Source organism: Streptomyces sp. NBC_01257, from assembly GCF_035917255.1.
Taxonomy (GTDB): domain Bacteria; phylum Actinomycetota; class Actinomycetes; order Streptomycetales; family Streptomycetaceae; genus Streptomyces.
Genome location: NZ_CP108472.1, coordinates 3148093 through 3163459 on the forward strand (window position 1 = coordinate 3148093; position 15367 = coordinate 3163459).

11 protein-coding genes are annotated in these 15367 nt (G+C 69.8%); all 11 read right to left on the reverse strand.

The genetic code is table 11. The features are described 5' to 3' along the window. Nucleotides 1-52: 52 nt before the first annotated feature. Complete coding sequence (locus OG408_RS13385; RefSeq protein WP_266778724.1) at nt 53-1978, reverse strand: TIGR03960 family B12-binding radical SAM protein; 1926 nt, start codon at nt 1976-1978, stop codon at nt 53-55. A gap of 86 nt (nt 1979-2064) precedes the next feature. Continuing rightward, nucleotides 2065-3573 carry a CYTH and CHAD domain-containing protein gene (locus tag OG408_RS13390; protein WP_326670011.1) on the reverse strand — a complete coding sequence of 503 codons (1509 nt, stop codon included), beginning with the start codon at nt 3571-3573 and terminating at the stop codon, nt 2065-2067. A gap of 51 nt (nt 3574-3624) precedes the next feature. Next, nucleotides 3625-4815 carry a rod shape-determining protein RodA gene (rodA, locus tag OG408_RS13395; protein ID WP_326670013.1) on the reverse strand — a complete coding sequence of 397 codons (1191 nt, stop codon included), beginning with the start codon at nt 4813-4815 and terminating at the stop codon, nt 3625-3627. After that, a complete protein-coding gene (gene mrdA / locus OG408_RS13400) occupies nt 4815-6980 on the reverse strand; it encodes a penicillin-binding protein 2 (RefSeq protein ID WP_266778730.1) in 2166 nt (721 codons plus the stop codon). Before mrdA ends, rodA begins: the two co-directional genes overlap by 1 nt. 61 nt (nt 6981-7041) lie before the next feature. Continuing rightward, nucleotides 7042-7707 (reverse strand): rod shape-determining protein MreD, encoded by a 666-nt coding sequence (gene mreD, locus OG408_RS13405; protein ID WP_266778732.1) that lies wholly within the window; start codon nt 7705-7707, stop codon nt 7042-7044. Nucleotides 7708-7718: 11 nt separating this feature from the next. Beyond that, nucleotides 7719-8765, reverse strand: a complete 1047-nt coding sequence (gene mreC / locus OG408_RS13410) for a rod shape-determining protein MreC (protein ID WP_266778734.1) — start codon at nt 8763-8765, stop codon at nt 7719-7721. Between the two features lie 99 nt (nt 8766-8864). After that, on the reverse strand, nt 8865-9884 hold the full coding sequence (locus OG408_RS13415; RefSeq protein WP_024492993.1) for a rod shape-determining protein: 1020 nt from the start codon (nt 9882-9884) through the stop codon (nt 8865-8867). A gap of 293 nt (nt 9885-10177) precedes the next feature. Then, nucleotides 10178-10591, reverse strand: coding sequence for a nucleoside-diphosphate kinase (gene ndk, locus OG408_RS13420; RefSeq protein ID WP_024492992.1), 414 nt, complete (start codon nt 10589-10591; stop codon nt 10178-10180). A 129-nt stretch (nt 10592-10720) separates the two neighbouring features. After that, a complete protein-coding gene (locus tag OG408_RS13425; protein WP_266778738.1) occupies nt 10721-11074 on the reverse strand; it encodes a DUF4233 domain-containing protein in 354 nt (117 codons plus the stop codon). Nucleotides 11075-11079: 5 nt separating this feature from the next. Next, nucleotides 11080-12603, reverse strand: a complete 1524-nt coding sequence (gene folC, locus OG408_RS13430; RefSeq protein ID WP_266778740.1) for a bifunctional tetrahydrofolate synthase/dihydrofolate synthase — start codon at nt 12601-12603, stop codon at nt 11080-11082. Between the two features lie 112 nt (nt 12604-12715). Continuing rightward, nucleotides 12716-15337, reverse strand: coding sequence for a valine--tRNA ligase (locus OG408_RS13435; protein ID WP_326670018.1), 2622 nt, complete (start codon nt 15335-15337; stop codon nt 12716-12718). Between the last annotated feature and the right edge of the window lie 30 nt (nt 15338-15367).

A 15367-nucleotide genomic window follows, 5' to 3' on the forward strand; every position in this document is an offset into this window, starting at 1 on the left:
TCATCGAGCTGTCACCCGGCCGGAGCCGGACGGTGTCATGTCACCGGCAGAACTACTTCACGACCGTCAGCGGCAGGAGCTTCTTGCCGGTCGGGCCGACCTGGATCTCCGTCTGCATCGCGGGGCACACACCGCAGTCGAAGCACGGCGTCCAGCGGCAGTCCTCGACCTCGGTCTCGTCGAGCGAGTCCTGCCAGTCCTCCCAGAGCCAGTCCTTGTCGAGACCGGAGTCGAGGTGGTCCCAGGGCAGGACCTCCTCGTACGTCCGCTCGCGCGTGGTGTACCAGTCGACGTCCACGCCGAAGGCGGGCAGCGTCTTCTCGGCGTTCCGCATCCACAGGTCGTAGCTGAAGTACTCGCGCCAGCCGTCGAACCGGCCGCCGTCCTCGTAGACGGCGCGGATGACGGAGCCGACCCGGCGGTCGCCGCGGGAGAGCAGGCCCTCGACGATGCCGGGCTTGCCGTCGTGGTAGCGGAAGCCGATCGAGCGGCCGTACTTCTTGTCGCCGCGGATCTTGTCCCGGAGCTTGGTCAGCCGGGCGTCGGTCTCCTCGGCGCTGAGCTGCGGGGCCCACTGGAAGGGGGTGTGCGGCTTGGGCACGAAGCCGCCGATGGAGACGGTGCAGCGGATGTCGTTCTGCCCGGAGACCTCGCGGCCCTTGGCGATGACGTTGACCGCCATGTCGCCGATCTGCAGGACGTCCTCGTCGGTCTCGGTGGGCAGGCCGCACATGAAGTACAGCTTCACCTGGCGCCAGCCGTTGCCGTACGCGGTGGAGACCGTGCGGATCAGGTCCTCCTCCGAGACCATCTTGTTGATGACCTTGCGCATGCGCTCGGAGCCGCCCTCGGGGGCGAAGGTGAGACCGGAGCGGCGGCCGTTGCGGGTCAGCTCGTTGGCCAGGTCCACGTTGAACGCGTCGACGCGGGTGGAGGGCAGCGAGAGGCCGACCTTGTCCTCGGTGTAGCGGTCCGCGAGGCCCTTGGCGATCTCACCGATCTCGGTGTGGTCCGCGGAGGAGAGCGAGAGCAGGCCCACTTCCTCGAAGCCGGTCGCCTTGAGGCCCTTCTCCACCATCTCGCCGATGCCGGTGATGCTTCGCTCCCGCACGGGGCGCGTGATCATGCCGGCCTGGCAGAAGCGGCAGCCGCGGGTGCAGCCGCGGAAGATCTCCACGGACATCCGCTCGTGGACGGTCTCGGCGAGCGGGACCAGGGGCTGCTTGGGGTAGGGCCACTCGTCGAGGTCCATGACCGTGTGCTTGGACACGCGCCACGGCACGCCCGACTTGTTCGGCACCATGCGGCCGATGCGGCCGTCCGGGAGGTACTCCACGTCGTAGAAGCCGGGGACGTACACCCCACCGGTCCTCGCGAGGCGGAAGAGCACCTCCTCGCGGCCGCCGGGGCGGCCCTCGGCCTTCCAGGCGCGGACGATCTCGGTGATCTCCAGGACCGCCTGCTCGCCGTCGCCGATGACCGCGCAGTCGATGAACTCCGCGATCGGCTCGGGGTTGAACGCGGCGTGGCCGCCCGCGAGCACGATCGGGTCGTCGAGGCCGCGGTCCTTGGCGGACAGCGGGATGCCGGCCAGGTCCAGGGCCGTGAGCATGTTGGTGTAGCCGAGCTCGGTGGAGAAGCTCAGCCCGAAGACGTCGAACGCCTTGACCGGCCGGTGGGCGTCCACGGTGAACTGCGGCACCTTGTGCTCACGCATCAGGGCCTCGAGGTCCGGCCAGACGCTGTAGGTGCGCTCGGCGAGGACGCCCTGGCGCTCGTTGAGTACCTCGTAAAGGATCATGACGCCCTGGTTGGGGAGTCCGACCTCGTACGCGTCGGGGTACATGAGAGCCCAGCGGACGTCGCATTCGTCCCACGGTTTGACGGTGGAGTTCAGCTCACCGCCGACGTACTGGATGGGCTTCTGCACATGCGGGAGCAGAGCTTCGAGCTGTGGGAAGACCGAATCGACAGACATCGCGAACTTTCGAGAGCTGGCAGGGGTGACCATCCAGCGTACCGCGCTGCTCAGCCTCCCGGCGCCGCGTGGATCCACGCCCGGAACTACGGCCGGATCTCCGCCCGGGAGGCCTTGGCCCACACGCCGGGCAGTTCCCGCTCGCGCGCCCGGGCCGTCGCCTCCTCCCGTCCGTACAGCAGTCCCCAGGTGAACGAGGCCTCCCCCGCCGCGTGCGCCTGGACGGCGAGGGCGCGCAGGGCGTCCCGGGCGACCACGCTGTCCTGGTGGTCGCCGAGCACGCTCTGGACGGCCTTCAGCCGCTTGGCGGACTTGCGGGCAGGTTTCCCGAGTGCGGGACGGGCCGCCTCCGCCGCGTACCGCGCGCGCTTCGCCGCCTTGCGGGCGTCGTGCAGGGCGAGGTCGCGGTCCGGTCCCGGCGGAAGGGCGGCTGCCCGGCCGATGCGGGCGGCCAGGCGCCGGTGGTCCTTGTGCACGGCCCGGGCGAGCACCTTGCCGGGCGGGGCGGCGGCGGCCGGCAGCAGGGGCGGGACGGCGAGGAGCGTGTCCAGGGCGTGCAGCAGCGCCAGGTAGCGGGCGCCGTCGAGCACGGCGACGGTCCGCCGGCGGGAGCCGCTGCGCCTGGCCACCGACCACACCTTCAGCCGCGCACGGACCGGGCCGAGGACCAGGGTGCGCGGCAGCGCGTCGAGCCGGGCGAGCAGCCGCGCGTCGAGGACCTCCTGGTCACGGTCGACACCGAGCTCCCCCGCGAGCCACTTCAGTTCATCGCCGACGGGTCCGGTGACGCTCCGGTCGAGGACCTTGCGGTACGTCCGCAGAGCGCTGCGCAGCCGCCGGGTGGCGACCCGCATGCGGTGCACGGAGTCGGGCAGCCCCCGGCGGACGGCCGGGTCGAGGGCGACGATCGCGGTGACCTGACGGCGTACGTAGGCGAGCACGTGATCCCCCGCGGTGCCCGGGGGCGCGACGGGCTCACGCCGCCGCTCCCTCTTCGGCGCCGTCTCCGCGAGGGCACGGGAGAGTTTGGAGGGGGACGCGGAGGGCCGTATCCCGCCCTTGCGCAGCCGCTTCTCGACGGCGTCGAGGAAGGCCGGGTCCCCGTCGTCGGCGAGCTCGACCTCGATCTCGGTCCAGGCGGTGCTGCGGCGGCCGCCGTGCAGCCGCTCGGCCCGCACCTCGTCCACGCTCAGTTCGGCCAGGGGCACCCCGTCCGCCCCGCTGAGCAGGTGGACGTCGCGGGCGGAGCGGAGCCGTACGACGGGGACGACGGCGGCGTCCCTGACCCGGGAGCGGATCAGCGCGGCGAGGGCGGGCGGCAGGGTGTCGGAGAGCGGGGCGCCGATCTCGTCGCGGATGCCGGAGGCCACCGGGAGCTTCAGATGCCACCCGGCGTCGTCCCCGCCGGTGCGGCGGCGCAGGGTCAGGGAGCCGGCCGCGAGCCGGAAGTCCTCGGTGTCGTAGTAGACGGCGTCGAGTTCCATGACGCCCCGCTGTTCGACGGCCGCGACCCCGGCCACCCGGCCGAGGTCGGGCAGCCGGGTGGTGCCGGTGGCTTCGTACTTACGCTCGATCTCACGCTTCGAGTCCGCCATGAATCGAATCTAGACGTGATGTCCGCGCATGGGCAGTGGGCCTGCCACGGCTCACGCCGACATCGGCCGCTGCACCCTGATCGACTGCAGCAGCCCGATCGCCACCCAGACGGCGAACATCGAGGACCCTCCGTACGAGACGAACGGCAGGGGCAGTCCGGCGACCGGCATGATGCCGAGCGTCATGCCGATGTTCTCGAAGGCCTGGAAGGCGAACCAGGCGATGATCCCGGCGGCGACGATCGTGCCGTACAGCTCGGTGGTCTCCCGGGCGATGCGGCAGGCGCGCCACAGGACGATGCCGAGCAGGACGAGGATCAGTCCCGCGCCGAGGAAGCCCAGTTCCTCACCGGCGACGGTGAAGACGAAGTCGGTCTGCTGCTCGGGGACGAACTGGCCGGTGGTCTGCGTGCCCTGGAAGAGGCCGGTGCCGGAGAGGCCGCCCGAGCCGATCGCGATGCGGGCCTGGTTGGTGTTGTAGCCGACTCCGGCCGGGTCGAGCGCCGGGTTGGCGAAGGCCGCGAAGCGGGCGATCTGGTAGTCGTCGAGCAGCCCGAGCTGCCAGATGGCGACGGCTCCGGCGGCGCCCGCGCCGAGGATGCCGAAGATCCAGCGGTTCGACGCCCCGGAGGCCAGCAGTACGCCGAGCACGATGACGACCATGACCATCACGGAGCCGAGGTCCGGCATCCCCATGACGACGGCCATCGGGAGCGCCGCGAGGCCGAGGGCCTTGGCGACGGTGCGGTGGTCGGGGTGCAGCTGGTCGCCCGCGTCGACGCGTTCGGCGAGCAGCATCGCCATGCCGAGAATAATCGTGATCTTGGTGAACTCGGAGGGCTGCAGGGAGAAGCCGCCGGGCAGCAGGATCCAGGCGTGGGCGCCGTTGACGGTGGCGCCCAGCGGGGTGAGGACCGCCATCACGAGGAGGACGGACAGCCCGTAGAGGATCGGCACCGCGCCGCGCAGGGTGCGGTGGCCGAGCCAGATCGTGCCGACCATCAGGGCGAAGCCGATGCCCGTGTTGAGGGCGTGGCGGAAGAGGAAGTAGTACGGATCGCCGTGGGTGAGCGAGTCGCGTCCCCGGGTCGCCGAGTAGACGAGCAGCGAGCCGATGAACGAGAGCGCGACGGCCGAGCCGAGGAGCGGCCAGTCGAGGCGGCGCACGACGGAGTCACGGGCGGTGAGCCTGCCCCAGGCCCCGCGGTCGGGGGCGTAGCGCTGGACGGAGAAACCGGCCATCAGTCACGCCTCCCCAGCACCGCTGCCAGCGTCTGCTCGCCCGGCGGCTTCTGCGACTCGGGGTCGTAGGGCTTGACCTTCGGAGCGTCGATGGTGCCGTCCGTCTGGATCTTCGGCAGGGACTTCTGCGGCGCCGGCAGCAGGGCCTTCTTGAGGTCCTGCTTGCCCGAGGCGTCGAGGCCGTAGAGCGCGTTGTAGATGTTGCGGACGGCGGGCCCGGACGCTCCGGAACCCGTACCGCCCTGGGAGATCGTCATGACGATCGAGTAGTCCTTGGTGTACGTGGCGAACCAGGAGGTCGTCTGCTTGCCGTAGACCTCGGCCGTGCCCGTCTTGGCGTGCATCGGGATCTTGTCCTGCGGCCAGCCGCCGAATCGCCAGGCGGCGGAGCCGCGGGTCGCGACACCCGCGAGGGCTTCGTCTATTTCGTTGCGCGTCTTCTTGGTGAAGGGCAGCTTGCCGTGCGACTTCGGCTCGATCTCCTCGACCGTCCTGCCGTCGCCGCTGACGATCGCCTTGCCGACGGTGGGGTCGTAGAGCGTGCCGCCGTTGGAGATGGCCGCGTAGATGGTCGCCATCTGGATCGGGGTGACGAGGGTGTCGCCCTGGCCGATCGAGTAGTTGACGGAGTCACCGGCGCGCATCTTGTCGCCTTCGAGGCAGTTCTCGTACGCGATCTGCTCGACGTACGTGCCGCCCTTCTTGCCCTGCTTGCACCAGGCGTCGTGGTTGGCCTTGGCGAAGTTCTTCTTCCACTCACGGTCCGGGACCCGGCCGCTGACCTCGTTGGGGAGGTCGATGCCGGTCTCCTTGCCGAGACCGAACTGGTGGGCGGTCTTGTAGAACCAGTCGTTGGGCTTCTTCTTGGGGCTGTTGCCGCCGTCCTTCTGCCACTCCTTGTGCGCGATGCCGTAGTACACGGTGTCGCAGGAGACCTCCAGGGCGCGGCCGATGGTGATGTTGCCGTAGCCCTGGGACTCGAAGTTCTTGAAGGTCTGTCCGCCGATGGAGTACGAGCTGGGGCAGGGGTAGTTGCCGTCGAAGGGGTATCCGGCGTTGACCGCGGCGGTCGAGGAGATGACCTTGAAGATGGAGCCGGGGGCGGCCTGGCCCTGGATGGCCCGGTTCAGCAGCGGGAAGTTGGAGTTCTTGCCCGTCAGCTTCGCGTAGTCCTTGCCGGAGATGCCGCCGACCCAGGCGTTCGGGTCGTAGCTGGGCAGCGAGGCCATGGAGACGACCCGGCCGGTCTTGGCCTCCATGACGACGACTGCGCCGGAGTCGGCCTTGTAGTTCGTACCGGTGTTGGTGTCGAACTCCTTGCGGGCCGTCTTCATGGCCTGGTTGAGCTCGTACTCGGCGACGGCCTGCACCCGGGCGTCGATGGAGGTGACGACGCTCGCGCCGGCCTCGGCCTTGTCGTTCTTGGCCTGGCCGATGACCCGGCCGAGGTTGTCGACCTCGTAGCGGGTGACGCCCGCCTTGCCGCGCAGTTCCTTGTCGTATGTGCGCTCCAGGCCGGAGCGGCCGACCTGGTCGGAGCGCAGGTAGGGCGAGTCGCTGTCCTGGGCCTTGGTGATCTCGTCGTCCGTGACGGGCGAGAGGTAGCCGAGGACCTGGGCGGTGTTCGCCTTGCCGGGCGCGGCGTAGCGGCGGACGGCGGTGGGCTCGGCGGTGATGCCGGGGAAGTCCTCGGCGCGCTCGCGGATCTGGAGGGCCTGCTGGGTGGTGGCCTCGTCGGTGACGGGGATCGGCTGGTAGGGCGAGCCGTTCCAGCAGGGCTGCGGGGTCTTCGCGTCGCAGAGCCGGACCTTGTCGATGACGTCCTTCGGCTTCATGTCGAGGACTTCGGCGAGCCGGGTCAGGACGGCCTGGCCGTCGTCGTCCATCTTCAGCAGCTCGGTGCGGCTGGCGGAGACGACGAGGCGGGTCTCGTTGTCGGCGAGCGGCACACCGCGCGCGTCGAGGATGGAGCCGCGGGCGGCGGGCTGGACGACCTGCTGGACGTGGTTGTTCTTCGCCTCGTCCGAGTACTCCTGGCCGTTGCGGATCTGGAGGTACCAGAGGCGGCCGCCGAGGGTGAGCAGCAGGGAGAAGACGAGGACCTGGATGACGATGAGGCGGATCTGGACCCGCTGGGTCCGGCCCGTCTCGGGGATGTTGCTCACGGGGCGCCCCCGGTGGTGGTCGGGCTGGGGACGCGGTGGGCGGTCCCCGGGCAATGCAGGGTCACAGTCGCTTGACTCCCTTGATCCGTCCGGCGCGTGCGGCGCGGTTGCGGGCGGCCTTGACGCGCAGTCCGCCGCGCTGGCTGCCGATCCGCAGCCCGGTGCCCGCGGCGAGCCAGCCGGCCGCGACGTCGCCCCGGCCGGAGGAGGACTCGGTGAGCGGGTCGTTCACCGTGCGTCTGGCGATCGCCATGATCAGCGGGACGGTGAACGGGGCGAGGAGCAGGTCGTAGACGGCCGCGGTGAACAGCAGGCTGCCCAGACCCACATGGCGGGCCGCCGTGTCACCGACGAGGGCGCCGACGCCCGCGTACAGCAGGGTCGAGCCGATGGCCGCGGCGACGACCACGGCCATCGGCAGGAACGCGGACTTGAGCTGGCCGTTCTCCGGCCGGGCCAGTCCGGCGAGGTAGCCGATGACGCACAGGACCAGGGCGTAGCGCCCCGCGGCGTGGTCCGCCGGGGGTGCCAGGTCGGCGAGGAGACCCGCACCGAAGCCGATGAGGGCCCCGCTGACGTGCCCGTACACGAAGGCCAGGCCGAGGACGACCATGAGCAGCAGATCGGGTACGGCGCCGGGGAGCTGGAGCCGGGCGAGGACGGAGACCTGGACGACGAGGGCGATCACGACCAGAACGATGGAGAGCAGAGTCCGGTTGACGTGCATGGGGATCAGCTCTACCTCTGTTCGTTTACCGCGTTGTCGGCGTTCGGTGTGGCGTTCCCGCTGGGGCTCGGGCTGCCGCTGGGGTCCGCGCTCTCGTGGATGTTCCCGACGACGTTGCCGTTGGTGTCGACGAGGTCGCCGTTGGGCGAGATGGTGACGGTGACGGTCGGGGTGGGCTTCGGCTTGGCCGCCTTGACGGGCTTCTTCGGCAGGACCGTGTCGCGGGGGTCCTCGCGCGGTGCCTGGACGACGATGCCGACGATGTCGAGCTTGGTGAAGCCGACGTACGGCTGGACGTAGACCGTTCGGGTCAGGTCGCCGCCGGACGGGTCGACCCGGACGACCTCGCCGACCGGGACGCCGGGCACGAACGGCTTGTCCTTGCTGGACCCGAACGTGACGAGGCGGTCGCCCTTCTTCACCTTGGCCTTGCCGTTCAGGAACTGGACGGACAGCGGGCGCGAGCCCTGGCCGGTGGCGAAGCCGAGTTCGTCGGTGGACTCCATCCGGGTGCCGACGGTGAAGTCGGGGTCGTTGGCCAGGAGCACCGTCGCGGTGTCCGGGCCGACGGTGGTGACGCGGCCGACGAGTCCGTCACCGTTGAGTACGGTCATGTCGCGCTTGAGGCCGTCCTTGGAGCCGGCGTCGATGGTGACCGTCCAGGAGAAGCCCTGGGCGGGCCCTATGGCGATGACCTCGGCGGCCTTGATGCCGTACTGGCCGGCATCGGACTTCTTGAGCATCTTGTCGAGCTCGCGGACCCGGCTGCGGTTGCGGTCGTCGCTGCCCAGCCGGGCCTTGAGCTCGGCGTTCTGCTTCTCCAGCGCGGCGATCTTGTCGTGGCGGGTGCCGGAGGCGCGTACCGCCCCTATGGCGTTGCCCACCGGGTCGACGGCTGCCGCCACGCCGTTCTCCACCGGTCCGAAGACCGTGGCGGCGGCCTGCCGGGCGCCGTCCACCGGTGACGCCTCGCCGCCGCGGATATCCACCGTGATCAGTGCGAATGCGATGGCGATCAGCAGCACCAGGAGCAGCCGGCTCTCTCGTGTGTCCCTCACGTGCGGCGGCCGTGCCTTCCTCGTAGGAATGTTCGTGCCTGTATATCAACGATCCTCCGCGCGGAGCGGCAGCGTCCGCGCGGAGGGCCGTGGAATTTTCTAGCGCCGGGGCTGGGCGTCCAGCACCTGCTGGAGCGCCTCGAACTCCTCGACGCACTTGCCGGATCCGAGTGCGACGGAGTCCAGCGGGTCCTCGGCGATGTGGATCGGCATGCCCGTCTCGTGGCGCAGCCGCTCGTCCAGGCCGCGCAGCAGCGCGCCGCCACCGGTCAGGACGATGCCGCGGTCCATGACGTCGCCGGAGAGCTCCGGCGGGCACTTGTCCAGCGTCGTCTTGACCGCGTCGACGATCGCGTTGACCGGCTCCTCGATGGCCTTGCGGACCTCGGTGGCGGAGATGACCACGGTCTTGGGCAGCCCCGAGACGAGGTCGCGGCCCCGGATCTCGGTGTGCTCGTCCTTCTCCAGCTCGAACGCCGAACCGATGGTGATCTTGATCTGTTCGGCGGTGCGCTCACCGAGCAGGAGCGAGTACTCCTTCTTGATGTGCTGGATGATCGCGTTGTCCAGTTCGTCACCGGCGACCCGGATCGACTGGGCAGTGACGATTCCGCCGAGCGAGATGACCGCGACCTCGGTGGTGCCGCCACCGATGTCGACGACCATGTTGCCGGTGGCCTCGTGGACCGGCAGGCCCGAGCCGATGGCCGCCGCCATGGGCTCCTCGATGATGTGCACCTGACGGGCGCCGGCCTGCGTCGACGCCTCGATGACGGCGCGTCGCTCGACCCCGGTGATGCCGGAGGGCACGCAGACGACGACCCGCGGGCGGGCCAGGTAGCGGCGCTTGTGGATCTTCAGGATGAAGTAGCGGAGCATCCGCTCCGTGATCTCGAAGTCGGCGATCACGCCGTCCTTCAGGGGCCGTACGGCAACGATGTTGCCCGGTGTACGGCCGATCATCTTCTTGGCCTCGGCGCCGACCGCGAGGATGCCGCCGGTGTTGGTGTTGATGGCCACGACGGACGGCTCGTTCAGAACGATGCCGCGCCCCCTGACGTACACCAGCGTGTTGGCAGTCCCGAGGTCGATAGCCATGTCACGGCCGATGAACGACATTGAGTTCCCCTTGTTCCCCATGAGGATGCGTCGGGCCTTCCCAAGCGAAAGCGGTGATGGCTTGTTTTGGTAGGCGAGGTGAGCGCTGCGGGCGTGGAAGCTTCCATCGTAGTGCCGGATACACCGACACAGCGCGAGGGTCCTTCGCCATGCTGAGCAGAACGGGTGGCCGTTCCACTCATGGTGACGTTACGTCGGGGTGATGCGTTCCCGCGATCCGGGACCCTATGCCGAAGGGCGACCGAATTACTTCGGTCGCCCCAGGTCATGAGCGCTGTTCGGCTGATCCGAGGTCAGGAAAGTCCCGGAAAGAACAGCTTCATTTCTCGCTCCGCGGACTCCTCGGAGTCCGAGGCGTGGATGAGGTTCTCCCGGGTGATGGTGCCGAAGTCGCCACGGATCGATCCGGGCGCGGCGGCGATCGGGTCGGTGGGACCCGCCAGGGCGCGGACGCCCTCGATGACCCGCTCGCCCTCGGCGACCAGCGCGACGACCGGGCCGGACTGCATGAACTCGACGAGCGGCTCGTAGAACGGGCGCCCGACGTGCTCGGCGTAGTGCTGCTCCAGGGTGGCGCGGTCGAGGGTACGCAGCTCCAGCGCCGTGATCTTCCAGCCGGCCTTGCGCTCGATGCGGCCGACGATTTCGCCGACCAGACCGCGACGGACGGCGTCGGGCTTGAGAAGAACGAGGGTGCGCTGGGTCATGTGCGGCTCCTTGCAGGCATACGGGTGCGGTGAAGCGAGGTTACAGGGGTGCGGTGACGGGCCGGCGCCCGGGTTTGGCCGCCGGGCCGGTACTCCGCATGCCGGGTGTGTCGCGGCCCGGCACCCGGATCAGCCGGCCGGTGTCTGCGCCGCCTCCTGCGCGGCCCACCGGGCCTTCACCTCGTCGATCTTGCGGCCGTAGTGCACCGAGGCCCACCACAGCCCGCCGAAGACCAGTCCGAGGATGAACATCATCGGGACCACGAAGCCGCTGACGACCAGCGCGATCTGGAGCGCCCAGCCAAGCTGTATGCCGCCGGGGCGGGTGATCATCCCGCAGAGCAGCACGGAGAGCAGCATGCCGATGCCGCAGACCGTCCAGACCGTGGCGGACGTCAGGTCGTCGGACTTCATCGCGACGAGTCCGGCGAACCCGATCACGAAGAACTCACCGATCAGCGTCGATGCGCAGAGCGTCCGCATGCCGGTCAGCCCCTTCCCAGAAGCAGCCGGGCCTCGCCGACCGTGATCACGGATCCGGTCACCAGCACCCCGGCGCCCGCGTACTCGTCCTCTTCCTCGGCGAGGGTGATCGCCGCCTCCAGCGCGTCGTCCAGACGGGGCTCCACCTGGACCCGGTCGTTGCCGAAGACCTCGACGGCGACCGCGGCGAGCTCGTCCGCGTCCATCGCGCGGCCGCTGGAGTTCTGGGTGACGACGACCTCGGCGAAGATCGGCTCGAAGGCCTCCAGGAGCCCGCGGACGTCCTTGTCGCCGCTGGCCCCGACCACACCGATCAGCCGGGAGAAGCCGAAGGCCTCGGAGAGCCCCTCGGCGGTGGCGAGGGCGCCGGCCGGGTTGTGCGCGGCGTCCAGGACGACGGTAGGGCTGGAGCGGACGACTTCGAGGCGGCCCGGCGAGATCACCGCGGCGAAGGCCTTGCGGATGATGTCGGCGTCGAGCGATCCGGTCTGCTCGGCTCCGATGCCGAAGAACGCCTCGACGGCGCAGAGCGCCACCACCGCGTTGCGTGCCTGGTGGGCGCCGTACAGCGGAAGGAAGATGTTGTCGTACTCACCGCCGAGACCGCGCAGCGTCAGCAGCTGGCCGCCGACCGCGATCTCCCGGGAGACGACGCCGAACTCCATGCCCTCGCGGGCCACGGTCGCGTCGACCTCGACGGCCTTCTTCAGCATCACCTGGGCGGCGTCGACGGGCTGCTGGGCCAGGATGACCGTCGCGCCCTGCTTGATGATCCCGGACTTCTCCACCGCGATCTCACCGGGCGTGGAGCCCAGCCGGTCGGTGTGGTCCAGGGAGATCGGCGTGACGACGGCGACCGAGGAGTCGATCACGTTGGTCGCGTCCCAGCTGCCGCCCATGCCGACCTCGACGACGGCGACATCGACCGGCGCGTCCGCGAAGGCCGCGTACGCCATGCCGGTGAGCACCTCGAAGAAGGACAGCCGGTAGGGCTGCTGCGCGTCGACCATCTCGACGTACGGCTTGATGTCCTGGTACGTCTCGACGAACCGCTCGGGGTCCATCGGGGAGCCGTCCAGGCTGATCCGCTCGGTGATCGACTGGACGTGCGGCGAGGTGTAGCGGCCGGTCCGCAGGTCGAAGGCGCCGAGCAGGGCCTCGATCATGCGGGCGGTGCTCGTCTTGCCGTTGGTCCCGGTGATGTGGATGGAGGGGTAGGCGCGCTGCGGCTCGCCGAGCACGTCCATCAGCGCGGCGATGCGCGCGACGGACGGCTCCAGCTTGGTCTCGCCCCAGCGCCCGGCGAGCTCCTGCTCCACCGCGCGCAGCGCCTTGTCCACCTCCGGATCGGCGGGGCGGGCGGGGACCTCGTCCCCCTGGGGCGGACCGGAGGCGGCGCGCAGCGTACGGCTCCCGGCCTCGATCACCGCCAGGTCGGGGTCGCGCTGGGTCGCTTCGTCGACGATCTCCGCGAAGGTCTCGTCGGAGTCGGACGCGTCGTGCCGGTCGGAAGGGCGGGGCTCACTCACGGGGCCCAGTCTACGGATGGCCACGGACATCGCGCGCAGCGCCCGGCGGCCGCGGGACACGGGGAAGCCCCCGTCCCCCTCCTGCGAGGGGGACGGGGGCTTCAGACCGGTGTCAGGACTGCGGAAGGGCCGCCAGCTGGCCGGTGATCCGCTCGATGTCGGACTCGGCCTTGGAGAGCCGGCCGCGGATCTTGTCGACCACGTTGTCCGGGGCCTTGGCCAGGAACGCCTCGTTGCCGAGCTTGCCGGTGGCCTGCGCCTTCTCCTTCTGCGCGGCCTCCAGGTCCTTCGTCAGGCGCTTGCGCTCGGCCTCGATGTCGATGGTGCCGGAGAGGTCGAGCGCGACGGTGGCACCGGCGACGGGCAGCGACGCGGTGGCGTGGAAGCCGTCCCCGGCCGGCTGCAGCCGCAGCAGCTGGCGGATGGCCGCCTCGTGCGCCGCGAGCGCGGTCCCGGTCAGGGTGAGCTCGGCCGGAACCTTCTGGCCGGGCTGCAGGCCCTGGTCGGAGCGGAAGCGGCGGACCTCGGTGACGACCTGCTGGACGAGCTCGATCTCCTTCTCGGCCGCGTCGTCACGGAAGCCGCTGTCCTTCGGCCAGTCGGCGATGACGACGGACTCGCGGCCGGTGAGCGCGGTCCACAGGGTCTCCGTGACGAACGGGACGACGGGGTGCAGCAGGCGCAGCATCACGTCGAGGACCTCGCCCAGGACCCGGCCCGAGACCTCGGCCGGACGGCCGCCGCCGAAGAACGTGGTCTTGGACAGCTCGACGTACCAGTCGAAGACCTCGTCCCAGGCGAAGTGCCGGAGCGACTCGCTGAGCTTGGAGAACTGGAAGTCGTCGTAGTACGCGTCGACTTCGGCGACCGTCTTGTTGAGGCGGGACAGGATCCAGCGGTCGGTCACCGACATCTCGGCGGCGGACGGCAGCTCGCCCTCGATCGTCGCGCCGTTCATCAGCGCGAAGCGGGTGGCGTTCCAGATCTTGTTGGAGAACTTGGCGGAACCCTGGACCCACTCCTCGCCGATCGGGACGTCGACGCCGGGGTTGGCACCGCGCGCCAGGGTGAAACGGAGCGCGTCGGAGCCGTACTTGTCCATCCAGTCCAGCGGGTTGACCACGTTGCCGAAGGACTTCGACATCTTCTTGCCGTGCTCGTCGCGGACCATGCCGTGCAGGACGATCGTCTCGAACGGAGCGACGCCGTCGTTGACGTACAGGCCGAACATCATCATCCGGGCGACCCAGAAGAAGAGGATGTCGTAGCCGGTGACCAGGACGGAGTTCGGATAGAACTTCGCGAGGCTGTCGGTCTGTTCGGGCCAGCCGAGCGTGGAGAACGGCCACAGGCCGGAGGAGAACCAGGTGTCCAGGACATCGCTGTCCTGGGTCCAGCCCTCACCGGTGGGCGCCTCGTCGTCCGGTCCGACGCAGACGACCTCGCCGTTCGGGCCGTACCAGACGGGGATGCGGTGACCCCACCAGAGCTGGCGCGAGATGCACCAGTCGTGCAGGTTGTCGACCCAGTCGAAGTACCGCTTCTCCATCTCCTGCGGGTGGATCTTGACCTTGCCGTCGCGGACGGCGTCACCGGCCGCCTTGGCGAGCGGGGCGACCTTGACCCACCACTGGAGGGAGAGGCGCGGCTCGATGGTGGTCTTGCAGCGCGAGCAGTGGCCGACGGAGTGGACGTACGGCCGCTTCTCGGCGACGATCCGGCCCTCGGCGCGCAGGGCTGCGACGATGGCGGAGCGGGCCTCCAGGCGGTCCAGGCCCTGGAAGGGGCCGGGGGCCGTGATGACGGCGCGCTCGTCGAGGACCGTGAGGAACGGCAGGTCGTGGCGCTTGCCGATCTCGAAGTCGTTCGGGTCGTGCGCCGGGGTCACCTTGACGGCGCCGGTGCCGAACTCGGGGTCGACGTGGTGGTCGGCGACGACCGGGATGGTGCGGTCGGTCAGCGGCAGCTTGATCTGCTTGCCGACGAGGTGCTTGTAGCGCTCGTCGTCGGGGTGGACGGCGACGGCGGTGTCACCGAGCATCGTCTCGGCCCGGGTGGTGGCGACGACGATGGTGTCGTCGCCCTCGCCGTACTGCATGGAGACGAGCTCGCCGTCGTCCTCCTGGTACTCGACCTCGATGTCCGAGATCGCGGTGAGGCAGCGCGGGCACCAGTTGATGATGCGCTCGGCGCGGTAGATCAGCTCGTCGTCGTACATCTGCTTGAAGACGGTCTGGACGGCCTTGGACAGGCCCTCGTCCATGGTGAAGCGCTCACGGGACCAGGCAACGCCCTCGCCGAGGCGGCGCATCTGGCCGGAGATCTGGCCGCCGGACTGGTTCTTCCACTGCCAGACGCGCTCGACGAAGGCCTCGCGGCCCAGGTCGTGGCGCGACCTGCCCTCGTTGCCGAGCTCGCGCTCGACGACGTTCTGGGTGGCGATGCCGGCGTGGTCCATGCCCGGCTGGTAGAGCGCCTCGAACCCCTGCATCCGCTTGCGGCGGACGAGGGCGTCGATCAGCGTGTGCTCGAAGGCGTGTCCCAGGTGCAGGGATCCGGTGACGTTGGGCGGCGGGATGACGATGGAGTACGGCGGCTTGTCGCTGTTCTCGTCCGCCTCGAAGTAACCACGCTCTACCCAGCGCTCGTACAGCTTCCCCTCTACCTCGGCCGGCGTGTACTGGGTCGGCAGTTCGGGGATGCTGGCTGGCTGCTGCGCTGCGTTCTCGGTCACGCCGACAGTTTAGGGCCGTCACAAGCGTGC

Excerpts from the sequence above, each read along its gene's own strand:
- ndk (WP_024492992.1), bottom strand. The coding sequence starts at position 10,591 with ATGACCCAGCGCACCCTCGTTCTTCTCAAGCCCGACGCCGTCCGTCGC.
- OG408_RS13385 (WP_266778724.1), bottom strand. The coding sequence starts at position 1,978 with ATGTCTGTCGATTCGGTCTTCCCACAGCTCGAAGCTCTGCTCCCGCAT.
- rodA (WP_326670013.1), bottom strand. The coding sequence starts at position 4,815 with ATGGCCGGTTTCTCCGTCCAGCGCTACGCCCCCGACCGCGGGGCCTGG.
- mreD (WP_266778732.1), bottom strand. The coding sequence starts at position 7,707 with ATGCACGTCAACCGGACTCTGCTCTCCATCGTTCTGGTCGTGATCGCC.
- OG408_RS13390 (WP_326670011.1), bottom strand. The coding sequence starts at position 3,573 with ATGGCGGACTCGAAGCGTGAGATCGAGCGTAAGTACGAAGCCACCGGC.
- OG408_RS13425 (WP_266778738.1), bottom strand. The coding sequence starts at position 11,074 with ATGCGGACGCTCTGCGCATCGACGCTGATCGGTGAGTTCTTCGTGATC.
- OG408_RS13415 (WP_024492993.1), bottom strand. The coding sequence starts at position 9,884 with ATGTCGTTCATCGGCCGTGACATGGCTATCGACCTCGGGACTGCCAAC.